This is a genomic window from Streptomyces sp. NPDC005728 (assembly GCF_040630895.1).
Taxonomy (GTDB): Bacteria; Actinomycetota; Actinomycetes; order Streptomycetales; family Streptomycetaceae; genus Streptomyces.
On sequence record NZ_JBEXYL010000111.1, the window covers coordinates 1 to 24,702 of the forward strand.

Sequence of the window (24,702 nt, forward strand, 5' to 3'; positions counted from 1 at the left end):
AACGAGGATGTGAGCAGGGCCCATCCGGAGCGATACCCGCGGCATAGAAAGCCTCACCTGGTCACCGCCCTGGAGAGCACGTTCGGCCTCGTCATCCCCGACGAGGCCACCGGCCAGCCGGAAACCGTCGACGACGTCCGCCGCTGCGTGGAACCGCTCACTGCCGCGGCGACCACGATCCCCACCACCGAAGGACCCCACGAGTGAGCCTCCGCGAGATCAAGCCCGGCAACCGCGGCTACCTCTACGTCAACAGCCATCCGAGCGGCTGCACAGCGGCGGTCGACCGCATGTGGCAGCGGACACCGGACCCTGCCGGCGAGGGGCCCGGCCCGGTCGCCCTCGTCATCGGCTCCAGCGCCGGCTACGGACTGGCCGCGACCCTTGTCGGCCTGGGCGCCCACCGGATGCGCGGACTCGGCATCGCCTTCGAATCCACCGCGACCGAGCGCCGCACCGCCAGCGCGGGCTGGTACCGCACCGTGCGGACCGCCGAACTCGCCGCCGAGGCCGGCGCCGACTTCACCTTCCTCAACGGCGACGCCTTCTCCGATGGCGTCAAGGACGAGGCCACCGCCCAACTCGCCGCCCGCTTCGGCAAGATCGACCTGCTCATCTACAGCATCGCGGCCCCGCGTCGCACGGACCCGCTGACCGGCGACGTCCACCACTCCGTCATCAAGCCGCTCGGCACCGACTACCGGGCCAAAACCCTCGTGTTCGAGGACGGCGTCCCGCAGATCGGCGAGTTGCACCTGCAGGCCGCGGACGAGGCCGAGCGCGACGCGACCGTGCAGGTGATGGGCGGCGCCGACTGGCAGATGTGGATCGACGCCCTGCAGTCCAAAGACCTGCTCGCCGACGGCTTCCAGACCATCGCCCTGTCCTATGTCGGATCCGACATCACCGCCCCCATCTACCGGGCCGGAACCATCGGCGCCGCCAAGCAGCACCTCGAAGACACCGCCCACGCCATCAACACCCAGCTCAAGGACACAGGCCACGCCTACACCGTCGTCGCGGGCGCCGCCGTCACCCAGGCCTCCACCGCCATCCCGAGCATCGCGCTCTACACCAGCATTCTTCACCGCGTCACCGGTGACAGCTGGCAGACCACCGTCGACCAGACGGCGGCCCTGTGGAACCAGCTCACCGGTGACACCGAACTCGACCTGGACGACCAGAACCGCATCCGGCTGGACCACTGGGAGATGAATCCCGGGGTTCAGGCCGCCGTCCGCGCCACATGGGACCAGGTCGACGCCGACACCATTGCCACCAGCGCGGACACCGATTGGTTCCGCGACCAGGTCGGCCGGCTCTACGGCTGGAACGTTCCCGGCGTCGACTACGAGGCCGCAGCCGAGACCACCGTCCCGTGGCCCGCTTCCCCGTCGTCCGACGTGTGACCTCCCATGGCGAGGTCAGACAGCGAACCCTTCCCACCTGGCACCGCACCAGCACCAGCATCGCCGCCGCGGCCACCCAGCGAGGGTGTTGTCGATGCCGGCCGCACCGACGTGGAACGCCGCCCCGGACAACTCCATCTCACATGGAAAATCGACTGTTGCAGTCGCCGACCTGGTCGGAGTCGTCTCCACGCCTCGGACCAGGGTGACTGCGCAGGGGGGAGAAAGGGAACCGATGAAGTCGACCAGTATCCGGCGACGCCTTGCCGGGACCGCGGCTGCTGCCCTGATGGCTGGTGCGGGTGTCCTCGCGGCGGCTCCTATGGCTGCGGCGAAGGCCAATGTGCTGACCATCGACAAGGTGTCGTTCCAGAAGCCGATCGTGCAGGTGAAGGTCACGTACTCCTGCGACCCTGGCCTGGACCACGAGCTCGTGGCCAACGCCAGGACCCTCGGCACAGGCAGCCATCCCGAGGGGATCGCCGCCGGCACCATCAAGAAGGACAAGCTCGTCTGTGACGCCGACAGCCATGTCGCCCAGGTGCCCATGCGCCCGGCCCAGGGCTCGTATTTCGTCAAGGGAGACAAGGTCGAGGTCACCGTCTTCTACTTCGACAACGACGGGTTCAGCTACGCCAAGGAGACGACCGTCACCGTTCTGTGAGCGGGTCTGAGCCCCGGCGACCCAGCATCTGAGTACACCCTGCAGGAAGACTGCTGAGTTCTCCTCCGGCGTCGGTATCTCGGCCGACGCAGTCGAGGACCTCAACCGGGCCGTGTCGGTGGGCTCCGCGATCATGCGGGCCCACCGGCATGCAGCGGGAGCCCGCAAACACGCAAGGGAATCCACGTACTTCAGGACGTGGAGGACGTCAACGGGCAGTACTCGCAGGCCCGGAAGGGCGTCGTGTCGGCGAGCGCTTCGCGGGCGTCGTCGGGGCTGACGGGCCGGGCACTGCGCTGCGCTGCGCCTGGCCCTCGCGGAGCTTCAGTTCCCCCTTGTATCCGTCCACTGGTGCTGCGGGTGCCTGGAGTGCCGGCCGCTGGGAGTGAGGAAGCTGCCGTCGGCCGCGCGTCTGCTGCTCCGCGGCGGCGAGGGCATGCTGGACTCCGCCCTTCGCAGCCGGCCGATCTCGGCCCGCAGCCGGGCCAGTTGCTCATCATCCCGGCTCTCTCCGTGCGCCTGATCGTGGCCGCGGCCCGCCGCCTTATCGGCCTGGTGCACCCAGCTCCACAGCGTCTCGCCGGTCACCCCGACCTCCACCGTGACCGCCGCGTACGTGCGCTTCCCACCTGCCGCGCGGTACAGCGCGACGGCATCGTTCCTGAACTCCGCCGGATACGGGGACTTCCGTCTCACCAGGACACCTTTCCTCGGACCCACAAGATCCGATTTCGGAGTGTCCACACTGCCGAGGTCGCCTCAGCTCTTCAGTGGCTCGGGACGCGCCACGCGCGGGATGGAATCACTTGACGCTGATGTAGTGGCTCTGCGAGAGTCGATTCACACCGACTTGGAGTCGGATAACAAACTTTAGTAGGCAACGGGCTGACTAAGCCCGAGATGATGACTCCAAGGCCTTACGCCGTCGCGTCGTCGATGCCGTGGGGTTGGTGCGCAACAGACGGGGAGCACGGGGGGTGCTGCTGATGTTCGTTGAGCGAGTTCGACCTGTGAGAACGACGGACGAGTCGGGCCTGTCGGCCCGGAGAACCACAACAACAGGGCGATGAATCCCATTTCACCCGGCGTGACGCAGGTCTGACGCCGCAGCGCGCGATCGATGACGCCCGGTACCCCGGGCGGTATGCCGATACGCGAGTACGCAGCATGCGCGGATAGTCCACCACAGGCGATTACCGGCACTGCCGTGCTTCGAAAACCACAGCATTTCGATGCACTGCCGTGTTCGGGCACTGCCGTGCGCCCCAGTGCGCCCGCACGCGAATCCACACCCGAATCCACACCCGAATGAAGGGGCCTGGCATGGCCGTTTTCGAGTCCAGCGACACCGCAATCCGTATTTTCACGGATCTCTTCAGCATCCTGCTCAAGGACGAGACGTTCACCGAGCGGATGCGCGAGGCCGGAATCACGCTGCACCTGATCCAGACGAAGCCCGACCTCGAGTTGTACGTCACCCCCGACGGCGTCCATCAGGGCGCTCCCGAGAAGCCGGCGGCCATCCGTATCAAGATGAGCTGCGACACCGCCCACTCCCTGTGGCTCGGCAGGCTTCTGATGCCCGTCGCCCTCGCCACCGGAAAGGTCCGCATCAAGGGCAGTGTCGCCAGGGTCCTTGAGTTCGTACCCCTGTTGCAGCCCGCGTTCGACCGGTACCCGGAGATCGCCCGCGGCGCGGGGCTGCCCGTCTGACCTGCGCCTCCCGCGTCACAGCACTGTCAGAGCGTGTGTTCCCGAAAGGATCCTCAACACGTCATGAGTAACACCACCACCACCGAGCCCGTCGATTTCCTCACCGAGCCGCTCGAAATCCAGGAGTTCCGTCTGCGCGTCCGCGAGTTCGTGGACAAGGAGGTACGGCCGCGCGTGGCCGAGAACGACCGTGCGGCCGCTGACGACTTCGACTGGGAACTGGTCCGCAAGGGGCACGAGGCCGACCTGATGCGGCTCGTCGTTCCCAAGGAGTACGGCGGTCTCGGCCTCGGCGTCCTCGGCGTCGCCGTCGCCCTGGAGGAGATCGCCGCCGCCTGCGCCGGCACGGCGCTGATCTTCGGTGCCACGCTGCTCGGGCAGGCGCCGATCCTGCTCTCCAGCGATCCGTCCCTGATGTCCCGCTTCCTGCCGCTGTTCTCCGGTGACGAACCTGTCCTGGCCTGCAACGCCATCACCGAGGACCAGGCCGGCTGCGACCTGCTCATCCCCGAGAACGCCGAGCACGCCCGCGACGTCATGCAGGCCCGCAGGGACGGCGACGTGTACGTCCTCAATGGCCGGAAGCGGTTCATCACCAACGCCAAGGTCGCCGAGTTCGCCTCCGTCTACGCCAACATCGAAGGCCACCCGGGCGCCACCGGCATGACCGCCTTCATCGTTCCGCTGGACACGCCGGGCATCGTACGTGGCCCCGTGGCCGACAAGATGGGCTACCGCACCTGCCTGGGCAGCGAGCTGGTCTTCGAGGACGTGCGCGTCCCCGCCGAGAACATGGTCGGCGGCGAGGGCAACGGCGTGCACATCAACATCCAGCAGATGAACATGGCTCGCGCGACCGTCGCGGCTCTGTCCACCGGTGTCGCCCGCGGGGCGTTCGACATCGCCAAGAAGTGGTGCGAGGAACGGGTGCAGGGCGGTGTCCCCCTCTACAAGCACCAGTTCACCGCGCGCAAACTCGCCGAGATGGCCACCAAGATCGAGGCGTCTCGTCTGATGTACCTCAGCGCCGCCCAGGCCGCGGACAGCGAGATCCCCGCCCCGGTGTTCCAGCCGGCCGCGGCCAAGCTCTTCGCCGACCAGGTCTCCATCGAGGTGGCACAGGAGGCCATGTCGCTGATGGGCGCCCGCGGCTATCTCCGTGAGAACGGCATGGAGAAGCTCCTCCGGGACTCCCTGGGCGCCCGCATCTACGAGGGCACGCCTGAGGTCCTCGCGCTTGCCATCACCGAATCGCTGTACGCGGAAGACGACTTCTGACACGGCCCGGAAACCACCGCAGCAGAAGAAGTACCGCAGTAAAACAAGGGGGGAACCAGATGGACACACCTCGGATCGCGGCCGGACCCGCGCCGACGCTCCGTCCGTGGAGCGTGCCGAGAGGCCTGCCGGTCGACGAGGCGAACGGCACCCCGGCCACCCGGGTCCAAGACCGTTACATCGAAGACATATTACGCCTCAACAGCCGACTGAGCTTCGGCCGCCTGGCCGACGAACTACGCAAGAACGGTGCGGCACTCCACCAGTTCGACCAGGCCCGGGGCCTGACCACCTTGGTGGCATACTCCGAGTCCATTCCCGAGCGCTACCTCCTGGGTCTGGCCGGCTTCCGCCTCGCGGAGTACCTGAATGCCGGATTCGCCAGCCAGAAACTCGTCTTCGACCGCTCGCTGTTCTGCGAGCCCATCCAGGCGATGCACCGTCGCGACATCCACGTCGTCACCACCCACACCGGCAGCGGACGGATCGTCGGCTACGTGGCGCTGGCCCACAGCCAGGACACGAAACCACGGCTGCTGACCGACCCGGCACGCCTGCTGTTCCCGTCGGAGCAGGTGCACGGCATCCAGCTGCAGAAGCTGATGGACGACCCTTACACCCTGACCACCCACCAGATCCGGGAAGTGAAACGGCTCGTCCACGCGCACTCCGTCACCGACCGGCAGACACACCTCGCTATCACGCTCGAACTGCTCGCCGGCATCAGCAAAGCCGTCCAGACGGAGCACCCCGGGCTCAAACTGCTCATCGGCGACGTGGAAGAACACATCGCCCTGCGCCACCTGGTCCTGCTCGGCCTCACCGTCCGGCTGGTCCAGGGCACCAACCCGAAACTGTCCCAGCAGGACGTGCTGCACCCGCGATACAACACGGGCGAGAAGGTCCTCCCCTTCTACGCACGGATTCCGGACGCGGACGGAGTGGCCGAGCGCGTGACGGCGATCGAACGGGCCCTGGCCGACGAGTCACCGATACGAGGGCTCCGTGGCGTCATGGCCGAGCTGTCCGGCACCGTCCAGTACATCTACGCGCCCGAGGGCCGCGACGAAGAGGCGGCGGCATGACCGGCACGGCCCGACAGGACTTCTACACGGAGCTCACCGAACGCAACCGCGGCTTCATCACGGACCAGGCACAGCAGGCACTGTCGAGCGCCCGGATCCTGATAGCCGGCTGCGGTTCGACCGGAGGCGCCGCGGTGGAGCCCCTGACCCGCATCGGGGTGCAGGACTTCGTCCTGGCCGACGTGGGCGCGTTCGAACTGAACAATCTCAACCGGCAGCACGCGACCGTCGACGATCTCGGCCGGCACAAGGCCGAGGTCGCCGCCGAACGCATCGTGTCGATCAATCCGCACGCCCGTGTGGAGGTGGTGACTCAGGGCGTCACACCGGGCAACGCGGCCGAACTGGCCGGTGGCTGCTCCCTGATCATCGACGGCGTCGACGTCACCGAGCGGTCCGGCTGGCAGTCCAAGTTCCGCCTCCACGAAGCGGCGGCACAGCACCACCGGCCCGTACTGTCCGGGTACGACATGGCCGGCACCCAGTACATCCGCTTCTACGACTACCGCAAGGCCGCAAGCCGGCCCTTCGACGGGAAGATCACTGCGGCCTCGGTCGACGAGGCAATGGTGTGGTCCCTGCTCCTCAAGGTCATGCCGCTGCGCTTCGTCCCCCTGGAGATGCTGCGCAACGCGCGTGAACACCTGGGCGAGACCGACTACAGCGTCCCGCAACTCGTCTACGCATCCCTGCTGTTCGGCGCGCTCAGCGCCCGGATGACAGCCGAGATCCTCGCCGGGCAGCCGGTGCGCCGCAACGTGGTGGTCAACGTCCACCACGAGATACGGCGCGCCGGCAGCCGGTGGACGACAGCGGCCCAGTGGCCGTTCACACTCCTCGGCGGCCTGCGCGAGCTGTCGGTCCTCGCACGCTCCGGCAGGCGGACGACCGGCAAGCCCTCGCCCCTCCCCACAGAAAGGTAAACGCGTGTCCGACACCATCGCCGACCCGCTCGCGAAGCAGACCAAGAAGGCCCGCCAACTGCTGGTTGCCTCCAGCCGGCACTCCTACGACCCGCGCCTCGACATCGACTGGGACGCACCCCTCGAAGAGGGCAAGTGGTTCCTCCCGGAGAAGCGCTGCACCCTGTACGGGACCAGGACATGGGACAAGCTGACGACCGAGCAGAAGATCATCCTCTCCCGTGAGGAAATGGCGTCGTCCATCGGGCTCGGGGTGTGGACCGAGTACATGCTGCTCCACATGGTCTCCCGCTACGTCTACGACAAAAGCGTGGCGTCCGCACAGGTGCAGTTCGCCCTCGTCGAGATAGCCGACGAGGTGCGGCACATGATCATGTTTGCGAACGTGGTCGAGCGGATCGGCAGCGAGGTCTACAAGACACCCTGGAAGATCCGCGAGAGCGGGCGCCTGCTCAAGGCGACCGTTCCCGTAGCCGGACTGTGGGCCCTGCTGCTGCTCACCGAGGAGATCTTCGACCACGTGCAGCGAGAGGTCGCCGGGGACGAGACCGTCCAGCCGCTCGTGCGCACCATGTCCCGCATCCACGTCGTGGAGGAAGCCCGCCACATCAGCTTCGCCCGCAGCGAGCTGGAGCGGTTCGTCCCGACGCTCAACAAGGTGCAGTTGAGCTCTCTGCGCATGATGCTGGCCCTGTCGATCCAGACGTTCGCCACGGAGTTCTTCAACCCGATGATGTACAAGCGGGCCGGCCTGCCCGACAGCGTCCGCAAGGAGGCCATGGCCAACCCGCACGTGCGGGAGACCTTCAGCTGGGCCGCGAAACGGATCACGGGCTACTACAAGTCCATCGGCGTGATCGGGGGAGCCAGCGAGAAGATCTGGGCCAAGGCCGGATTCCTCGGGAGCTGACATGGCACACCACGAAGACGACGACGGCTATGCCGGGCCGGCCACGATCACTCTGGACGGCGTCGAGCACCCCGTCGAGGTCAGGCTCGCAGGCTACTTCCAGCCCATCGACGGCCACTACCACTGGTACGGCCGCGTCGGCACACACGACGCCCTGAAAGAAGCGGTCGGCAATCGCGCCAAGGCCCCGTGCAGGCTGACCACTCCGACGGGCTCCGTCGACGGCCAGCTCGCCGAGCCCGACCTGTGGGGCCGCTACCGCATCACCGGGACCGGGGCACCACCGTTCCACGTGGTCGCCACGGTCGAGGAGGTCAGCTAGGGGCTTGCTCCGGTTGTGATCCGTCGCTCTTGAGCGCAGACCCCCTGCTTCAGCTGGGGGTTAGCTCATCCTTGCAGCGGAGCCGCGCAGCAGCGGAGTTCACTGCGTTGTCAGTGGCCTCGGCTAGGTTGATCAGGTCAGGTGGAGGGGGTGTTTCATGCTGTCCGGTCGCAGGTACCGGCTTGAGCTGGTTCGTGTCATTCCTCGTGGACGACAGCATGGTCACCCCCAAGCGGCATGCGATGCCGGATACGGCGGTGGGGATCGACCGCGGCGTGAAGACCGCGGCCGTCACCAGCGATGGCGACTTCCACGACCGCTCGTTCATCACTCCTGGCGAGGCCGTCCGCTACCGGCGGCTCCAGCACAAGCTCGCCCGCAGCCAGCGAGGCAGCGCCAACCGGGCCAAGACCATCGCGGCCATGGGACGGATCATGTCCCGGGTCACCGACAGGCGAACGGACTTCTGTGCGCAGTCCGCCGCCCGGATCGTGGCAAAGAATGCTCTGGTCGTCCTCGAAGACCTGCGGATCAAGAACATGTCCGCCTCCGCGGCCGGCATGCTTGCCGGGCCGCCGGGCCGCGCTGAAGCGGGGGATGAACCGGGCCATCCTCGACAAGGGATGGCACCGCCTCGAAGTCGCCCTCGTCAATGCGGCCCGGTACACGGGCACGCGCGTGGTGAAGGTCAATCCTGCGTACACCTCGCAGCGGTGTTCCGCCTGCGGCTTCGTCACCGAGAACAACCGTGAGAGTCAAGCGGTGTTCCGGTGCAAAGCCGCAGGGTGTGGACACCGCGAGCATGCCGACGTGAACGCGGCGAAGAACATCAAACACGCGGCAGGGCATGCCGTGTCAGCCTGTGGAGACCTCGGCACCAGCCAGTCCGCGAAGCAGGAACCGTTAAGCCGGGCGACCGGCCGGACCCCCTCATAAGGGAATCCACGTCCTTCAGGACGTGGAGGACGTCACGAGCCCCAGCAGCATGTAGATCACGACCTGTGTCGCTTCGTGGCCGGCCTGCTCGGGATCGTCGGCAATGGCCAGCGAGGTCGCTGCCTCGCACAGCGTGCCGAAGATGACGGAGGCGGCCGTCTTGATCGAGACGTCCTGGAGTTCTCCCCGGTCGGCGAGTTCCTCCAGGAGGCCGATGACGAGGGGGAGGGCCAGGTCGTCGTCGATCGCTCGGCAACGCTGCACACCGAGCACACCGGCGGACTGCTTCAGGAGCGACCTTTTGCGCTCGTCCTTGACGTAGCTGTCGAGGAAGCCCTGGACGGCCTTGACCGCAGCGAGTTGGGGTTGCCGGTCGGCGCCCTTGAGCCCGGCCGCGATGTCGTCCTCGACGCCGGCGACGATCTCCTTCTGGCTGACGCGGAACACCTCGTCGAAGATGGCCTTCTTGTCCGGGAAGTGATGGTAGACGGCGCCCTTGCTGACGCGTGCCGCAGACGCGATGTCATCGACGGACGTGACGTCGAACCCGTCCCTCACGAAGAGGTCCGCGGCCGCCTCCACTAGCGCCGCGCGGGTGAGCGCAGCGTATTCCTCACGTCGTGACTTGACTGCCATGCGGTCTCCCGAGAATAATAACCGACTGAGAGTCGGTCACCGACTCGAAGTCGGTGAGCAACTCCGCTCCAGTCATTATTCAGGCTTTCAACCGAGTTCTCCACACTGGGGGCCCGTTCATGCAGCCACGATCCACCGCCCCACCGGCCGACGACGACCTTGCAGGGCGTGCGTCCCGCGTGATCCGGCGAGGCCGCTGGCCGCTCCTCGCGTTATGGCTGGTCGCCCTCGTCGTGGCAGGCATGGGAGCGATGAACGTCGCCAAGGTCCTCAGCGGCGGCGGCTGGTACCCGCCGGGCACCGAGTCGACCACCGCACTGCACCAGCTCCAGCACGGCTTCGTGGCCCGCGGGGAGACCACGGCGACCCTCGTCATCCACGACAAGCGCTACAAGGACGACGACCCGCGCTTCGAGCAGCGGGTCCGCCGAGTCGCCGTCGCCGTCAGGGACGACCACGACCTGAAGGTCTCCGACATGCTCGGCTGGACCACCGTCCAGCCCGGCGACCGAGCCCCCTACACGGGAAACGACCACCGTACGGTCATCGCCGCCATGGCCATGAACCTCGAGGACGGCGTCGCCCGCCGCGAGTTACCCCATATCCAGCAAGACCTCTACGACCGCTACAGCGGCCAGGGTCTCGAGGTGTCCCTGGTGGGCGAGGCCTCGTTCTGGGGAGAGACCAACGTCCTCAGCCAGCAGAGCCTGGCCAAGGCAGAGATGATCACCTTGCCGCTGATCATCCTGATCCTGCTGCTGCTGTTCCGCAGCGTCACCGCGTCCCTGGTCGCCCTCACGGTGGGCGTCTCGGCGATCGTCTTCACGCTCGGCGTGATCGAGCCGTACGCGCAGCACCACGACCTGTCGATCTTCGCCCAGAACACCGCCACGATGCTCGGGCTCGGCGTGGGAGTCGACTACTCCCTGTTCATGATCACGAGGTTCAGGGAGCAACTGGCCAAGGGAGACAGTGTCGAGGCCGCCGTCGCGGCCACGTTGCGCAGGGCCGGGCACACCGTCATCGCCTCCGGCGTGACCGTCCTCCTGGCGATGTGCACGCTGTTCCTCATCGACCTGAACGTCATCTTCTCCATCGCCGTCGGCGCCGTTCTCGTCGTCGCCTTCTCCGTGCTCACGGCGATCTTCTTCCTCCCTGTCCTGCTGCACATGGTGGGACACAGGATCAACGCCGGCCGCGTGCGGCTGCCGAAGGGGCTGCGGGAGCGCCTCCAGGGCCGCGGGGGGAACGCGGCAGGGGAGGAGGCCAGCCGCTGGTACCGCCTGGCGCTGAGGGTCATGGCCCGTCCCGTGGTCTTCCTCGTGGTGGGAGCCGTCGCCCTGCTCGCGCTGGCCGTCCCGGCCACCTGGCTGCGCACCTTCTCTCCCGATGCACGGATCCTCCCGCAGTCCTCACCGGTCCGCGTGGGCTACGAACACGTGCGGGACACCTTCGGTATCGGCACGACGTCTCCGATCCAGGCCGTCATCACCACACCGAAGCCCTTGGACAAGCTCGACGGGACCGGCAGCCTCGTGGACTTCAGCACCCGTCTGGAGCACCTGCCCCACGTCGCCGGCGTCCAGTCCCCGTTGCCGGTCCTGAAGGCCGCCGCACCCCAGGCTCCCTTCACGGCCCTCACCGGCCCCGCCATGGACCGGCTACCCAGGGACGCACAGGACACGGTCCGGCACTACGTCGCGGACGGCAACCGCCGCATCGTCTTCGAGGTGATCCCCAACGTCAACGCATCCAGCGACGAGGCCCGCAGCCTCCTGGACCGCGTCCACGACGAGGCCGCCAGGCTCCCCTCCTCCTACAACGTCGCTGTTGGCGGTGAGACCGCGGTGGGCACCGATGGCGATGACCGCATCCAGAGCGGACTGCCGAGCGTCGTCATGGTGATGCTGGCCGCCGGTTACCTGGTGCTGCTGCTGACGTTCCGGTCGCTCCTGCTGCCGCTGAAAGCCATCGCGATGAACCTGCTGTCCATCGCGGCGACCTACGGCATCCTCGTCCTGGTCTTCCAGGACGGCATCGGCACCGGCCTGCTCCACTTCGAGCACACCAACTACCTGCAGAACTTCGTGCCCGTGGTCCTGCTGACGCTCCTGTTCAGCCTTTCCACGGACTACGAGGTCTTCCTCCTGGACCGGGTCCGCGAGGAGTACACACGCACGGGGGACAACACCGCGTCCGTAGCCCGCGGCCTCACCCGCACCGCCCCCCTCATCTCGGGCGCGGCACTGCTGATGGTGGCGGTCTTCGGATCCTTCGGCTTCGCCGGCATCGTCCCCATCCAGCAGCTCGGCTTCGGCCTGGCCGCCGCCGTCCTCCTCGACGCGACCGTCGTACGACTCATCGTGGTACCCGCCACGATGCGGCTCATGGGCCGCTGGAACTGGTGGCTCCCGGGCCGCCGCACTCCGCAGCCGGCAGCGGCCCCAGGTCGCACCGACACGTCATCAGAGCCCCTCGACCCCGTCGGCCAGTGAGATCCCCGTGCACGACCGGATGGAGACACCATGCTGATCGTCTTCGTGCTCCTCCTCCTCGGAGTCATGGTCGGCGCCGTGGCCCACCTCCCCGTCCCTGCAAGCCTGGCAGCAGGAGCACTGATCGTCGTCTGGCTGACCGCCTTCATCATTTGCGAACGCCGCGCCGGACAACGTTTCTGAAGGACACACCATGTCTCTAACCGTCCAGGAACAGACCGTACGGATCAGCGCCACCGACAAGCAGAAGCGCGACTACGGCGACGCCGACAGCTTGGCCGCCGCCGCGTTCGTACTCGGCCTCCCCGGACTCCTGGTGGGGAACATCTTCCTCGGCCCGTGCGCCATCGTGATGGCCACACTCGCCCTCGCCCACGGCACGCGCAGGCCGGGCCGGGCATGGCTCGGCCTGGCACTCGGCGTGGCCGACATAGTGGTCCTGGCCATCCTCGTCACCTGGGACGGAACGATGTCCTGGAACCTCTGAGGAGCCACCACAACCATGTGTCCTGGTGAGGAATGGTGCGTTTCACGGATCCCCATCATCACCACGCACGTCGGCGTGCGGGCGCTGCACCCGCCCGCCAAAACGGCGCGACGCGGCTGATCCGGCACCGGCGCTCGGGGTGTCCCCAGCCATGGCCGGGGCAGGCCCGCATCGGACGGGCGGGGCGGGGCTGCGGTCTCTTGCCGCGCGGCTACGCTGCCGGTTTCACCGGCGCCGGGGACGAGTTCGACAGCACCAGCCGCGCCCGCGGGCACGGCTGGGGGCAGCGCGGGTGAGGGACGTTCTCGGAGCATTCCTGGCAGCGATGGAACAGCACAAGCAGGCCGACCCCGCCCTGGCGGCAGTCCTTGCCGCCATCAAGGTCACAGTCAAGGGCGGCGTGGGCAAGCTGCGCGAGCGCCCGCAGGGACGGCACTACGAGGACGGGGAGCGGTGGCTCGCCCTGGAGTGCCCGACCTGGCGGCCCGACATCCGCGCCGCCGTCATCAGCAAAGCCCGGGTCAACATGCACCGCAAAATGCTCAACATGGCCGAGATGGCAGGCCTGTACCCGCTCGCCGTGATCTCCGACCGAGTCGTCTACCCGAGCCCTGGTCGCCTTGCGGTCAGCGGTGACCAGCGCTTTCGGGTGGACTGCACGGTGCACTGCGGACCCGCGATGGGCGCCTTCAACACGGTGGTCGCGGACACCGGGCTTCACCCCTGGCGGGCTCGCACGGTGGAAGCGATCGCGCCTACCCTGATGGACGCTGCCCACGTCACCGCACGCCTCTGCAGCTTCGACTGAGATTGATCTTCAGCCTTGCTGCTGTTCCCCAGCGGACGCGCGAGGAACGCCCGTTGTATCGGCTTCCAGCTGCACCGTCGACAGCGCCTGCACGTCTTCGGCGATCCGCCGGCCCAGCGGGATGCGGGTTTCGGGTCGCCGAGGGCGCGGAACGACCGGCGGGCGCGCTGATGAGGACTGCGGACGGCGCGCCCCTCTCGCGCCGGGTGCCCACTCTCAGCCCGGTCGTGCCGGAGAGCGAACTGCGCCGATACACAGATACGTTCACGCAGAGCCTCACCCAGGTGCCGGTCAGCTGGTGGCAGCGCGCCGCGAGGCGCCCCTGCTGCGATGTGCCGGTTCGTGTCAGTGATCGGCGACCACCAGCCTCGCGGTTGGCGGCGGCCGGCCCGGGTGCGCCGGGCGCGGCCGGACACGAGGGCGGAGAGAGCCGGCAACACGGTGCGGGCTGAAGGTCGTCGGCGGGCGCCGGCCGAACGGCCGCCGGGTGGCGTGCGCGTGGAGCCGTCCGTCGGGCGGCTCCGCGTACGGCGCGTGGGTTCAGTCGGTGATGTACCAATTGTTCTTGAGGTACTCCAGGGTGTAGCTGCCGAGGTCGCTCTCGGAGAAGGTGGCGGAGGCTCTGACCGCTTCGACCGGCATCTCGATCTTGGTGGGCGTGCGCACGGCGATGCGCTGCGGGTCGACTGTCGCGGTTTGCAGGGCCTTCTTCTGCGCGGGCGAGATCATCTGGAACACGGCGGTGTATGTCGACGTGCACGGGCCGAGCCCCTGGTCCTGTGCCTTCTTCGCGGCGGGCCCGGCCACTTCGCAGACCGTGTCGATGTCCTCACGGCCCAGGGCGTGGAGGTACTGCTCGTAGCGATGGATCGCGCCCTCCTTCGTCCTGGGCGCGGGCTGGTCGCCGGTCGGCTCGGCCGACGGCTTCTCGGTCCGAGCGGACGAAGACGCCTGTGAAGGCTTCGCGTCCTTGTCCTCCTTCGATTTCTCCGGACCGCACGCGCACGCCACCAGCGCCACACAGGCCGATACCGCCACGCTCACCATCGTCCGCGCTCTCACTCGGTCCCCTCGCCACCAGCCGACAACACGTCAAGAGGTCACGCAGGATCCGGGGGAACGGTTCCCGAGCCGGTTCAGGCGGGACGGCTGCCGGTTCACCAAGGGCCCCGAGCCACCAGCCCGGACGCCCCCGAGTGGCAGATCATCATCGACTGCACCATCCCGGCCAAGAGCTGGACATGCCCTTCGCCGAGCCGTCGGCATGCCGCCGGATCCGGCACCCTCGCCCGGTGTCTCACGCGACCCATCAGGGCAGGTTCTCGCATCGGATCACGGGGGGTCAGGGAGCGCCTCATCCCTGGTGGATGAGCGCAGGTCCGCCGAGTGAGCGCATGTCGTAGGGGCGAAGCCAGGGTCCCCAGGCGCCGGCCTCGAGCGCGTCGATCGCGAGCAGCGCGTCGGATGAGTTCTTGCAGCGGGGATGCCGCACGGCGAAGTCCGCGATGCGGGTGCGCACGATGGGCAGCCAGGCGGCGACAAGCCGTGGGTCGCCGTCGTACCACCAGGTGAACTTGAGCTCATCCCAGAGGAGTTCGGTGGCCCAGCCGAAGGCAAGGCGGACCACGCCGGCGTCCGCTTCGGGACCGGTGAACCTGGCGATGTGGTCCAGCCAGGGCTCCAGGCCTCCCGTCGCATGAGCGATTCCCTCGATCAGGCCGGTGATCTCCCAGTACGGCCGGCCGTCGGTCACAGCGATGTGCAGCAGGGCCCTCAAGGCCCGCTCGACCGCGGTGCGCTCGGCCACGGGCCAGTCTGCGAGGCGGGCACCGTGGCGACCGAGGCGCCCCATCTCATCCGACGGTTCGGTGCCGTCCCCGTCCGGGCCCCAGCGGCGCAGCACACGAGGGATGAAGCGGCGCCACAGGACGGGGTATTGGTCCTCGTCCCAATGGCTGGCGACCTCACGCATGAAGTGCACAAGGAGATCATCCGGCACATCGGCAGGGTCACCGCCGAGAACGCGCAGCTCCGACTCCGGAGTGCAGTACGTGCACCCGCCGACCGGACGGTCGAACCCAGGTGGCGACGCGAAGGTCTCGTATGTTTCTCTCCCGGCTCCGCTGCAGCCCCAGTTGGCGACCGCGGCAAGGCTAGCGGACGCACCTGGTGGGAGACGGTGGCAGCGTGTCCGGGGGCTCTTCACAGCTTCGGTCCCCGTAGACGACGGCACTGCGGTCCGTGCTCGGCCATCAACGTCAGGGGCACCGGCGCTCGCGCCGGGCCGTCCACACACGGCAATGCGTCCACGAGCTCGAACAGTTCGGGCGCGGCTGTGACGGTTGTCCGGCGGCTGACACGCCGCCCGTGTGCGCGGTTCTCCGGTCGGTGGTGAGTCTTGGCCTGCGGGGGTGCTTCGGTCGCTTCGTGGGGGCGCCCTTACGATGCCCTGACTGCGGCGCACGCCAGGTGCGTCGGGTGGGAGGGAATCCGGTTCATGGCGAACAGACATGGCCTGCACGGCGGATGGAGAGCGGGAGCGTTCCTGGTCGCCGTCGTCGTGGGCGCTCCGCTGATGGTGGCCGTGCCCGCGGCAGCCGTGCACGGGGCGGTGCCCGGCGACTTCAACGGCGACGGCTACCGCGATGCCGTGCTGCCCGCGCCGGGAGCGAACGTTGCCGGCAAGCAGGGGGCCGGTGCGGTCGTCGTGCTCTACGGATCGAAGTCGGGGCTGTCCACGTCCCGGCGGGCGACCATCACGCAGAACACCGTGGGGGTGCCGGGAGCGGCCGAGCCGAACGACGGTTTCGGCGCCGCCACCGCGACGGCCGACCTGAACCGGGACGGCTATGCAGACCTGGTCGTCTCCGCCCCGTACGAGGACACCACGCAGGGCGAGGACGCCGGCACGGTGACGGTCCTGTGGGGCAGCACGACGGGGCTGACATCCGGCACCGGACTGCCGGCGGCCACGACGGGCAAGTACTACGGCCTCGACGTGGCAGCGCTGAGCACCGGCTCCGGCGCGCGCAGCGAGGTGCTGGTGGCCGGGTACGAGGGGTCGATGCGCTTCACGGGGCCGTTCAGCCGCCGCGGCACCTACGGCCAGGCCGTGGAGAACCGGGACACCGCTTCCGTCCAAAGCGTCGCGCTGGGCGATTTCCACCACGGGGGCTTCCCGCACGAGGTGGTCGTCACCCTCCGGCTGGGCGGTCTGAGCGGCGGCGAGGTGTACGTCTACCCCGTCCTCGGCGGCGCACAGCAGACGGGCAACGGCCTGATCGCGGCCACCGGGGACATCAACGGCGACGGATTCGCCGATCTCGTGGTCGGAGACCCGGACGAGCCGGACCGGGCTGGAGCCGACGGCGCGCTCGGCGGACGGGTGCTCCTCTGGTACGGCTCGGCGCAGGGCATCGCGCGGGACGCGAAACCGGTGCAGCTGACCCAGAACACCCCGGGTGTCCCTGGCTCGAGCGAGAAGGGGGACACCTTCGGCGGTGCCCTCGCGGTGGCCGATCTGAACCGTGACGGGCTGGCGGACATCGTGATCGGCTCGCCGATGGAGGACACCAGCAGGACAAGGGCCGGGCAGGTGACGGTCATCCCCGGCCGCCGCACCGGTGCTCTGGGCGGCGGCGCCTACGCCTTCACCCAGGACACCGCCTCCATCCCCGGCGCGGACGAGACCGACGACATGTTCGGCACCACCGTGGCCGTCGGCGACATCAACAGCGACGGCAAACCGGAACTCTTCATCAGCGCTGCGGAGGAGAACAACTTCACCGGCGCAGTCTGGGTCCTCCCGGGCGGCACCGACGGGCCCACCGCCAAGGGCAGCCGCATGATCACTGCCTCGTCCGTCGGCTTCCCACAGAAGGACAGCACCCTCCTCGGCGGCAACGGCCTCCTCGGCGCCATCTGACCGCACGCATCAACTTCGGGCCGGCCACCCGCCACCCGCGCACCAGGACCCCTCCGCCGCCAGCCACGTTCCGCCGCCGAGGGGGGCACCTGGCCACGCGACACCATGGACGCCCGCAAGGGACGGCTGCAGCACTCCAGGAACCACCTGGCCGACCGGCCCCATCGCATCCTTTCGGACAGTACTGGCTGGTAGGGGCGGTGCGGTGGGTGGTCCAGGGCATGATCGCAGTCATGTCCCGTGAGAATGATGCTGCCTGCCTGGTGTGGGAGGTCCAGCTGTACGAGCCGTTCAGCCGTGTGTGGATCAGCAAGGGCTACGGACGTGCGACCACCGACGCGGACCCGGCCGCGTTCGGCCGTGCTGTCCTGGCCGGCCATCTCGCCCGCGGTCCGGCCCGACGCGGAGAAACGTTCCGGGCCCTCGTCCGCACCGCCAACGACGACAGCCTGACCGTCACAGCAGACGAACTTCGCACCCAGAGTCGGACGGTGGATCCAGCGCTCTGTCAGATGTTGCCCACCTACCTCCGCGACACCCTCACCTGACCCGCTCCAGCCGATTCGGCTACGGCACAGCCTCACGACGTCTGTGGCTGAGCGCAGGTACCCGGCTCCCGGCGGCAGGTTCACGAGTACTCGCCGGGGCACGGCGGGCCTTCGCGCATGCGGCGATCCCTCCCCGAGGCGGCCGGCGGGCAGGCCCCCTCGGGGAGGGATCGCTCTGAGCACCGTCCACTATCGTCGTCCAGCACCCGTACCGTCGGCGAGCTGGTCCGGCTCGTCAGTGACTGCCTCGGGCTGGTCTTCACCGAGCGCGACAGCGATTAGGGGGCGTCTACCACCTCGCCGGCAGCCCCAACGGACGGATCGAGACCGAGCCCAACCCGATCCCCGGCGACGACGGCGACCGGTACGCTCCGGAACACCCGGCGGCCCAGGTGCTGTTGCTCACCACCACGCCGGCCCCGGACCCCGCCCTGCAGACCCTCCTGGGCTCCATCGAAGGGCTCATCCACTCAGTTATCGGAATCCGCCCGCGGACGAGTGAGCCAGACATCCCCGTTTCGCCTGAACGGATGGCGCAACGGGGACGACGATCAGGGCAAGGGCGCCGGCAAGTGCGGAACACCGCGTGCCGGGTGGGGCCCAAAGTGCGGTCCGTAGGGCTGAGCACACGGTCCTCCAAAGACAGGCTCCACGGCCGACCCCTGCGAACTGGGTCCGCACCCTCCAGTCGCAGCTAGGTGATCACCCTGCAGAACTGACGAGAGTTCATGCCGGTGAATGGACCTATCCAGGACGGCTCCGACGCCGTGATCACACCAGCCACACCAAGATCATCTCACTGGATCGAGGCCCCTCTATGGCATCCAACCGGTCGGAGTGCGGCCTGGTCGGGGCCCACCGGTCGGTAATGACATCATGATCGATAACGATCACTCCTCAAAGTGTCGACGGAGCCGACAAGAGTGCGATGAGGGGGCCGCGCATGGGAAGCCTGTTGAAGGGCTTCTCTGGAATCCGCTGGGGAGAGCTGCGTGACGCAGGAGGAGCTCCAGCTGGGGGCATCCCCTCTCTGTTATCCCGGGTCGCGTATGCAGATGAGGTCACCGTCCGTCTCGCCATCGATGATCTCGGCGATGTCGTCTGTGCGTTGGGATTCGTTGTCGGCGAGGCGACGGCCCCGACAGTCCCGTTCCTCCTGGAACTCGTCGGGGCCCCGCACGTACCGTGCAAAGCCGAGTTGATGGACCTGCTGGGGAGCATCTGCCGGACCGAGCAATGGCACTCCGCCGCCGCGGCGGCGAGGGACCAGAAGAACTACACGAGCTACCAAGAGCAACCCGGCTGGGAGGCAGCCGCCAGGGCCGCCGTGTACACAGGCCGGCCAGTTCTCGAAGAGCTCGCCTCGTCCGTGCGGCCAGAGGAGGCGGCCGCTGCCCGGAAGTTGCTGCAGATGATGGACGAGGTGCCGCCCTTCGCGAAGCTCTGAGCGGTCATTGCGGGACGGCACCGGGTGTGAGGTGGCCGGTGGCCCGCCGGCTTAGGACCCGTGCCGTCTGCTTCCGGCACGGGCCCTCGCATGACCTCCAACGCGGCTCTGGGTAATTGCACCGTCGCCGCAACAGGATCCCCGCAACGCCCTACCCTTGCAGGAGCGGAGCCTTTCCGTGTCCATGATCAATTTCTGACGGCCCGACTTAGGTAGAGCCCGAGGTCAGGCCGTCAAAGGGAGACTCCCCATGCGAAGACTGCGGCTCCGAGCCCTCCTGCTCACCCTGCTGGCCACGACGGCAGGCGGCCTCGTCCTCTCCCCAGCGCCGGCATCGGCCGCAGAGTCGTGCCGTGCCGGATGGCTGTGCCTGTACAAAGACACCGGCTTCAACAACATGGCCTTCACCACCCAAAGGCGCGGCGTCTGCTGGGACCTCCTGAATTACGGAATCACCAACGTGGGGTCCTACTGGAACAACCTGTCGGTCTACGTCGACTTCTTCGACGTGAGCCAGGACGAACACGTGTGGAGCATCCGCCCCGGCGGCAGCAGTTCCAACGCGACTTCATTCACAGGCGAACGCTACGTCTGCACCCGCTGACACCCCGCGCAGGCCAGGACAACGTACGTACGAACCCCGGCTGTTCACGGCGGCCTCCCGGCAGAGTCGTCGCAAGGCGTCGTCACGGCCCCACGGTAAGGCGGGACGGGATGGCGAGCGTGTGCCCGCGCGGACGCCATGGCGGTCGCCGGCCGGACCGCTGGGTCCCCGCTCTCGACGCTCGCCCGGAGGTGGTCTGCGCCGTCGCCGGACGCTGTGAGGTCCTCATCGACGGGGGCATCCGCCGTGGCTCGGACGTGCTGGTTGCTCTGGCTCTGGGCGCCCGGGCAGCGTTGGCGGGTCGGCCTGTGCTGTGGGGCATGGCCGTCTCGGCGACCGAGGGCCTGAAGGACGTACTGTCCATCTTGGGCGTCGAGTTGGAGACCGCCATGGCGCTCTGCGGTCGCACGGCCCTCGCATCCGTGGACTCGAGCCCGCTGTGCCCGGCAGCAGTACGTTCGCTCCGCCGCCGCGGTGGAGACCGGCCGGAGGCGGCTGGACATCAGCAGGCTGGGCCAGGCCGTGGTCCGGGACACGAGCTCGCTGCCGTGAAAGTGCTCGACGACGTTTTCACCTGCGCCCCGAATGGGCCCGGAGCTGGAGTGGCCCTACCCCCGGCGTCCCGGCCTCCGTCGTCGCCGAGGTCGTCGGCCATCCGGTCGCGCGCCGGCCGTTCTTCGCGCCGGAGACCGTGACCAGCGATCACGGTGCGCTCTGCACTGCTGGGCGGGCACGAGATCAAAGTGCCGGATGCCTTCACCGGAGCCGACCTGGCCGCGCTGGTCGGAACAGCCGGCCGCGATCCTCGGCTCGGCAAGGCCGCCAAAAGCGCCCGGGACGGTCACATCACTCTCTGACTTCCCTTTTCCTGGGCCTTTGCCGGTTGTGTCGTCGTCTGCGGCTTCTTGGCTGGCCGTACGGTCGCGTGTGCGGGGCTGAGAGGAGGTGGGTGTGGCTGCCCGGTATGTCACAGAGCTGGTGGGGGCATTCGAGCGGTACGCCGACAAACCCGCGATCGGCGTCGAAGCGTCAGTGCTGACCTTCTCGCAGGCGCTCGATGAGGTCTACCGGCTGGCCGGGGCGCTGGCGCAGGCGGGCGTCGGGCGTGGCTCGGGGCTGGCCTGTGTGGTGGCGGGGAATCGGCCGGAGGTGGTGTTGGTCCGGCTGGCCGCCCATGTGCTGGGCGCGCGGCTGACCCAGGTGGTGGGTTCATGTGTGGTCGGTGACCTGGAGTTCGTGCTTCGGGACTGTCGCCCGGACTTGGTGCTGCACGACGTGCCGGTGCCCGACACGGGGGTGCGCCGACTGGGCGTGGCCGAACTGATCGCGCTGGCTGCGGCCCAGAATCCCGTACCGGTGCCGGTGCGGGCTCGGGAGGGCGACGTGGCCCGGGTGACGTACACGAGCGGGACGACCGGGAGACCCAAGGGGGTGGCCTCGACGTTCGCGGCGTTGGCAGCCCGGTGGGCGGTCCGCCCGGAGGAGGCCGGCTCTGTCTTTCTTTCGGTGACCTCGCTGGCCGACCGTGCCGGCGGGCGCTGTCTGGAGCATCTACGGGCCGGGGGCCGGGTCGAACTGCTCGAGCCTTTCGATCCCGTGGAGTTCGCCATCGCCTGTCGTCGGCTTGCGCCGGTCTCGACATACCTGATGCCGTCGATGGTGTACCGGCTGCTGGATCACCCCGGGACGGTCGATGGCGTTCCTGGGTTGCACGCGGTCTCGTACGGGGCATCGCCCATCCAGCCGGAGCGGTTGTAAAAGGCGGTGACCCGGTGGGGCGTGCGGTGGCGGCAGGGGTACGGGATGAACGAGGCCGCGGTGATCTGCCGGCTGGCACCCGCCGACCATGATGCCGCCGTCGCGGACCGGCCGGAACTGCTCACGTCGGTGGGCCGTCCGGCGCCGGGCGTCGAGATCGAAGTCCGGGACGAGGACGGTCTGCGGGTTCTGCCGACCGGGGCGACGGGCGAGGTGTGGGTGCGTTCGCCGACGATGATGGTCGGCTACTGGAACCAGCCCGCCCTGACCGGCGGGGTGCTGCGGGGCGGCTGGCTGCGCACTGGTGACCTCGGCCACGTCGACGCAGACGGTTATCTCTACCTCGACGATCGGGCCAAGGACGTGGTGACGGTCAATGGCGACAACATCTACTGCCTGCCCGTCGAAGCCGCGCTGAGCCGCCATCCGGGCGTGGCGCAGGCTGCTGTGGTCGGCCGGCACAGCGATGTCACAGGCGAGGAGGTCTGCGCGTTCCTGGTGCCGGCCCCGGGGTTGGCCCCGGGCCGCGCCGTGGCGTCGCAGGCCTGCGGCCTCGTGGCGAAAGCGCTGGCCCCGGCGCACCGACCGACGACAGTCTTCTGGGAATCATCCTTATCCGCTGACGGCCCACGGGAAGCCGGACAAACGGACGCTGCGCCGGTGGGCGGCTGCCCACAGAGGCGCTCGCCTGGAGACGCCAGACATGTCGTGAGCGGCAGTTGGACCGATTGGGCCACTCTTGGCTCAGGCTGCCTGCTGAAGGCGGCGCCTCAGCGGGTCTTGCGCCCTCGACACCAGCCGGGTTCAGACCTGCCCGGATGAGCATGACGCGGGCGGAGGGCTGTCCCTGGGGGATACGGTTCCGCACTCCGTGCAGGCATACGTTCTCTCCGAGAGAGGTAGTGCGTGCTTGGTTCTCGCTCGGCACGTGGCGCAGTCCATCGTGGTGTGCGCGGGATGGATCAGGTTCACGATGCGCCGGTGCTTGCGGGCCATCTCGACCAGCGCCCCCTTCGCGGCGCCGATCGTGGCGTCTGCCGCCTTGCGGGCCATGGTCGTCTTCGGGAGGAACTTCGGCCTACTGCAATGGTCAGGCAAGGGACGATGGCGATCGGAACACGCCAGTGCTCGGCGGGTCGGCGTTTCCCACGCTTTCCGGTCCCCTCTGAGCTCTAGGCTCGGCCCGTGGGACAGCCGGAGCAGCGCGCCGAGGGCGCGGGACCGTTCACCACCAGGCTCACTTGGCACGTTCCTGGTGGCGGCACCGCGGTGTGGGACTCGCGGAGCGCGCGTCGGCGCGGAGTGCTCGCCGTCCGTCCGCCCGGTGCGGCGGACAGTCGGCCCACCCGTGCGGATGCTGTTGCCATCGGCCGGCTGCGCAGACTCAACGTCATCGCGGCGGTTGCCTTCGTCGTCGGCGGGGCCCTCTTCGCGGCCGGCGCGGCCGTTGCCCAATTCGGCTCCAGCGACGCCACCGAGTGCGCCTCGATCTACTTCGTGGGCGGCTTGTTCTTCAACACCGGCGGTTACGTCTCGCTGCTTCAGGTGATCAACGCACCCCGCCACGTCCCCGACGGCGAGGGCCGGCTGGTCACCCGTCGCTGGCGGTGGTGGAGCTACGAGCCGATGCGGGTGGACTGGCTGAGCACGTTCGTCCTCTTCGCGGGCACGCTCGTCTTCGCCGTCTCCCTGCTGGACTCGTTCCTGAGGGGCCTGAGCGTCCAGCAGGTCAACCGGTTGATCTGGGCGCCTGACCTGGTCGGCTGCGTGCTCTTCCTGATCTCCGGGCACCTGGGCTTCGCCGAGATCTGCCATGGCCGGCCCTGTCTCCGCCCACACAGCCTCGGCTGGTGGATCGTCACTGTGAATCAGCTCGGCTCCGTCCTGTTCATGGTCTCAGCGCTCGCCGCCTTCACCCGCCCCGCCACCGGCAGCCTGGTCAACGTGGGCATCGCCAACTGGGGCACCCTCATCGGCGCCCTGTGCTTCTCACTTGCCGGCCTCCTCCAGCTCTATGAACACCCCTAGTGGCCTGAGTCAGAGATTCGGTGGCAGTAGGCCTGAACGAGATGGCACTTTGGGCGGCCGGACCGCCGCGCGGCTCAAGTCGGGCGTGCTCGAGGGGGCCGGGGGGGCATCGCCCACCCGACCTTCGGCACACCGAAGCGTAGGCGCCGCCCAGCCACCGCACCGGACCGGTCCGATGCGCGGGTCGCCGCATAAACCTGTGCCCATGGACAGCGTCGCCATCGATCGGTTCGAGGCCAGCCGGGACCGGCTGGCCTCGCTCGCGTACCGCCTGCTCGGCTCGGCCGCCGACGCCGAGGATGCCGTGCGGGACACGTTCCTGCGCTGGCGGGCTGCAGTCGACCGGACGTCCCCGTCCACCATCTGGAAGATCGCGTCCCGCCGCCCGAGGCTGATGTGGTTGCCGTGGTGCGTCAGCCCGGTGGTCGGGACCTCGCTGCCCGTCAGGCAGGCGCCGAGCCAGGCTCGGCACTCCTACCGCCTTCGCCCGTGACATACCGCCGGGTCAGGGCACGCTGCGGAAGTTCGGCGGACGCCGAACGCACCGTCGACGCTCCACCGGCGAACCCCTGATGGATCATGCCCATTGTTCTCTGGTGGGAGCCGGTTTCGCCGTGTAGCGTCGCTGTCAGATGTTCTGGTTCGCAGTGCCCGCCCGCGCCCCGGCGTGGGCGTTTTGCTGTGTGGTGCGAGACCAGGGCGTCGTCTTCGGGTCCGCGCGGTGCG

At 68.4% G+C, this 24,702-nt stretch carries 26 protein-coding genes and 6 pseudogenes; 26 read left to right on the top strand and 6 right to left on the bottom strand.

Annotated features, from left to right (window positions below; all coding sequences use genetic code 11):
* The 3 genes from ABZ471_RS40715 to ABZ471_RS40725 form a co-directional block, all read left to right on the top strand.
* The coding region (locus ABZ471_RS40715; protein WP_359073911.1) for a hypothetical protein at positions 1-207 on the top strand (207 nt) is incomplete at its 5' end.
* Positions 204-1,409, top strand: coding sequence for an enoyl-[acyl-carrier-protein] reductase FabV (gene fabV / locus ABZ471_RS40720; RefSeq protein WP_359073913.1), 1,206 nt, complete (start codon positions 204-206; stop codon positions 1,407-1,409). The genes ABZ471_RS40715 and fabV, both read left to right, overlap by 4 nt.
* A gap of 235 nt (positions 1,410-1,644) precedes the next feature.
* Positions 1,645-2,073, top strand: coding sequence for a hypothetical protein (locus ABZ471_RS40725; protein ID WP_359073915.1), 429 nt, complete (start codon positions 1,645-1,647; stop codon positions 2,071-2,073).
* A gap of 324 nt (positions 2,074-2,397) precedes the next feature.
* Here the strand turns inward: ABZ471_RS40725 and ABZ471_RS40730 are convergent, their stop codons facing one another.
* Complete coding sequence (locus tag ABZ471_RS40730; RefSeq protein WP_359073916.1) at positions 2,398-2,769, bottom strand: transposase; 372 nt, start codon at positions 2,767-2,769, stop codon at positions 2,398-2,400.
* 627 nt (positions 2,770-3,396) lie between these two features.
* Between ABZ471_RS40730 and ABZ471_RS40735 the strand changes: the two genes are divergently transcribed.
* The 8 genes from ABZ471_RS40735 to ABZ471_RS40770 all read left to right on the top strand — a co-directional run bounded on the left by ABZ471_RS40735 (position 3,397) and on the right by ABZ471_RS40770 (position 9,240).
* Complete coding sequence (locus tag ABZ471_RS40735) at positions 3,397-3,786, top strand: hypothetical protein (RefSeq protein ID WP_359073918.1); 390 nt, start codon at positions 3,397-3,399, stop codon at positions 3,784-3,786.
* Positions 3,787-3,849: 63 nt separating this feature from the next.
* On the top strand, positions 3,850-5,064 hold the full coding sequence (locus ABZ471_RS40740; RefSeq protein WP_359073920.1) for an acyl-CoA dehydrogenase family protein: 1,215 nt from the start codon (positions 3,850-3,852) through the stop codon (positions 5,062-5,064).
* A gap of 59 nt (positions 5,065-5,123) precedes the next feature.
* Positions 5,124-6,149: a hypothetical protein gene (locus ABZ471_RS40745; RefSeq protein ID WP_359073922.1), complete on the top strand. Its 1,026-nt coding sequence runs from the start codon at positions 5,124-5,126 to the stop codon at positions 6,147-6,149.
* Complete coding sequence (locus tag ABZ471_RS40750) at positions 6,146-7,072, top strand: ThiF family adenylyltransferase (RefSeq protein ID WP_359073924.1); 927 nt, start codon at positions 6,146-6,148, stop codon at positions 7,070-7,072. Before ABZ471_RS40745 ends, ABZ471_RS40750 begins: the two co-directional genes overlap by 4 nt.
* A gap of 4 nt (positions 7,073-7,076) precedes the next feature.
* Complete coding sequence (locus ABZ471_RS40755) at positions 7,077-7,982, top strand: diiron oxygenase (protein WP_359073925.1); 906 nt, start codon at positions 7,077-7,079, stop codon at positions 7,980-7,982.
* A 1-nt stretch (position 7,983) separates the two neighbouring features.
* Entirely contained in the window at positions 7,984-8,304 is a 321-nt protein-coding gene (locus tag ABZ471_RS40760; RefSeq protein ID WP_359073926.1) for a DUF4873 domain-containing protein, read from the top strand.
* A 182-nt stretch (positions 8,305-8,486) separates the two neighbouring features.
* Positions 8,487-9,056, top strand: a complete 570-nt coding sequence (locus ABZ471_RS40765) for a transposase (RefSeq protein WP_359073928.1) — start codon at positions 8,487-8,489, stop codon at positions 9,054-9,056.
* Positions 8,986-9,240 (top strand): zinc ribbon domain-containing protein, encoded by a 255-nt coding sequence (locus ABZ471_RS40770; protein WP_359073951.1) that lies wholly within the window; start codon positions 8,986-8,988, stop codon positions 9,238-9,240. The genes ABZ471_RS40765 and ABZ471_RS40770 overlap by 71 nt, the downstream gene beginning before the upstream one ends.
* A 15-nt stretch (positions 9,241-9,255) precedes the next feature.
* Here the strand turns inward: ABZ471_RS40770 and ABZ471_RS40775 are convergent, their stop codons facing one another.
* Complete coding sequence (locus tag ABZ471_RS40775) at positions 9,256-9,876, bottom strand: TetR/AcrR family transcriptional regulator (RefSeq protein WP_359073929.1); 621 nt, start codon at positions 9,874-9,876, stop codon at positions 9,256-9,258.
* Positions 9,877-9,995: 119 nt separating this feature from the next.
* On the opposite strand from ABZ471_RS40775, the gene ABZ471_RS40780 reads away from it, so the two are divergent.
* From ABZ471_RS40780 to ABZ471_RS40795, 4 genes and pseudogenes are all read left to right on the top strand, one after another.
* Positions 9,996-12,371, top strand: a complete 2,376-nt coding sequence (locus tag ABZ471_RS40780) for an MMPL family transporter (protein WP_359073931.1) — start codon at positions 9,996-9,998, stop codon at positions 12,369-12,371.
* A 30-nt stretch (positions 12,372-12,401) separates the two neighbouring features.
* Entirely contained in the window at positions 12,402-12,554 is a 153-nt protein-coding gene (locus tag ABZ471_RS40785; RefSeq protein WP_359073933.1) for a hypothetical protein, read from the top strand.
* 10 nt (positions 12,555-12,564) lie between these two features.
* Positions 12,565-12,858: a DUF4190 domain-containing protein gene (locus tag ABZ471_RS40790; RefSeq protein ID WP_359073935.1), complete on the top strand. Its 294-nt coding sequence runs from the start codon at positions 12,565-12,567 to the stop codon at positions 12,856-12,858.
* A 310-nt stretch (positions 12,859-13,168) separates the two neighbouring features.
* Positions 13,169-13,666: pseudogene (locus ABZ471_RS40795) on the top strand (hypothetical protein); the annotation flags it as partial.
* Between the two features lie 540 nt (positions 13,667-14,206).
* On the opposite strand, the gene ABZ471_RS40800 reads toward ABZ471_RS40795, so the two are convergent.
* Together ABZ471_RS40800 and ABZ471_RS40805 are read right to left on the bottom strand one after the other, a co-directional pair.
* Positions 14,207-14,704 (bottom strand): hypothetical protein, encoded by a 498-nt coding sequence (locus ABZ471_RS40800; RefSeq protein ID WP_359073936.1) that lies wholly within the window; start codon positions 14,702-14,704, stop codon positions 14,207-14,209.
* A gap of 316 nt (positions 14,705-15,020) precedes the next feature.
* Complete coding sequence (locus ABZ471_RS40805) at positions 15,021-15,647, bottom strand: hypothetical protein (protein ID WP_359073938.1); 627 nt, start codon at positions 15,645-15,647, stop codon at positions 15,021-15,023.
* Positions 15,648-16,163: 516 nt separating this feature from the next.
* Here ABZ471_RS40805 and ABZ471_RS40810 point away from each other — a divergent pair.
* Together ABZ471_RS40810 and ABZ471_RS40815 are read left to right on the top strand one after the other, a co-directional pair.
* Positions 16,164-17,591 carry a VCBS repeat-containing protein gene (locus ABZ471_RS40810; protein ID WP_359073940.1) on the top strand — a complete coding sequence of 476 codons (1,428 nt, stop codon included), beginning with the start codon at positions 16,164-16,166 and terminating at the stop codon, positions 17,589-17,591.
* A 233-nt stretch (positions 17,592-17,824) separates the two neighbouring features.
* On the top strand, positions 17,825-18,139 hold the full coding sequence (locus ABZ471_RS40815; RefSeq protein ID WP_359073941.1) for a hypothetical protein: 315 nt from the start codon (positions 17,825-17,827) through the stop codon (positions 18,137-18,139).
* Positions 18,140-18,761: 622 nt separating this feature from the next.
* On the opposite strand, the pseudogene ABZ471_RS40820 reads toward ABZ471_RS40815, so the two are convergent.
* Positions 18,762-18,923: pseudogene (locus ABZ471_RS40820) on the bottom strand (IS5/IS1182 family transposase); the annotation flags it as partial.
* Between the two features lie 159 nt (positions 18,924-19,082).
* On the opposite strand from ABZ471_RS40820, the gene ABZ471_RS40825 reads away from it, so the two are divergent.
* The 6 genes and pseudogenes from ABZ471_RS40825 (at position 19,083) to ABZ471_RS40850 (ending at position 22,770) form a co-directional block, all read left to right on the top strand.
* Positions 19,083-19,586 (top strand): hypothetical protein, encoded by a 504-nt coding sequence (locus ABZ471_RS40825; protein ID WP_359073943.1) that lies wholly within the window; start codon positions 19,083-19,085, stop codon positions 19,584-19,586.
* 250 nt (positions 19,587-19,836) lie between these two features.
* Positions 19,837-20,190: a peptidase inhibitor family I36 protein gene (locus ABZ471_RS40830; protein WP_359073944.1), complete on the top strand. Its 354-nt coding sequence runs from the start codon at positions 19,837-19,839 to the stop codon at positions 20,188-20,190.
* Between the two features lie 110 nt (positions 20,191-20,300).
* On the top strand, positions 20,301-20,885 hold the full coding sequence (locus tag ABZ471_RS40835; protein ID WP_359073946.1) for an alpha-hydroxy-acid oxidizing protein: 585 nt from the start codon (positions 20,301-20,303) through the stop codon (positions 20,883-20,885).
* Between the two features lie 12 nt (positions 20,886-20,897).
* On the top strand, positions 20,898-21,047 hold the full coding sequence (locus ABZ471_RS40840) for a hypothetical protein (RefSeq protein WP_359073948.1): 150 nt from the start codon (positions 20,898-20,900) through the stop codon (positions 21,045-21,047).
* 121 nt (positions 21,048-21,168) lie between these two features.
* Positions 21,169-22,188: pseudogene (locus ABZ471_RS40845) on the top strand (AMP-binding protein); the annotation flags it as partial.
* Positions 22,186-22,770 (top strand): hypothetical protein, encoded by a 585-nt coding sequence (locus ABZ471_RS40850; protein ID WP_359073953.1) that lies wholly within the window; start codon positions 22,186-22,188, stop codon positions 22,768-22,770. The pseudogene ABZ471_RS40845 and the gene ABZ471_RS40850, both read left to right, overlap by 3 nt.
* Here the strand turns inward: ABZ471_RS40850 and ABZ471_RS40855 are convergent.
* Positions 22,715-23,028 (bottom strand): annotated as a pseudogene (locus tag ABZ471_RS40855) (zinc ribbon domain-containing protein); the annotation flags it as partial. The gene ABZ471_RS40850 and the pseudogene ABZ471_RS40855 sit on opposite strands and share 56 nt — an antisense overlap.
* 105 nt (positions 23,029-23,133) lie before the next feature.
* On the opposite strand from ABZ471_RS40855, the gene ABZ471_RS40860 reads away from it, so the two are divergent.
* From ABZ471_RS40860 to ABZ471_RS40870, 3 genes and pseudogenes are all read left to right on the top strand, one after another.
* Entirely contained in the window at positions 23,134-23,976 is an 843-nt protein-coding gene (locus ABZ471_RS40860; protein WP_359073949.1) for a hypothetical protein, read from the top strand.
* Between the two features lie 49 nt (positions 23,977-24,025).
* Positions 24,026-24,171, top strand: a pseudogene (locus ABZ471_RS40865) (oxidoreductase); the annotation flags it as partial.
* Positions 24,172-24,181: 10 nt separating this feature from the next.
* Positions 24,182-24,313: pseudogene (locus ABZ471_RS40870) on the top strand (sigma factor); the annotation flags it as partial.
* Between the last annotated feature and the right edge of the window lie 389 nt (positions 24,314-24,702).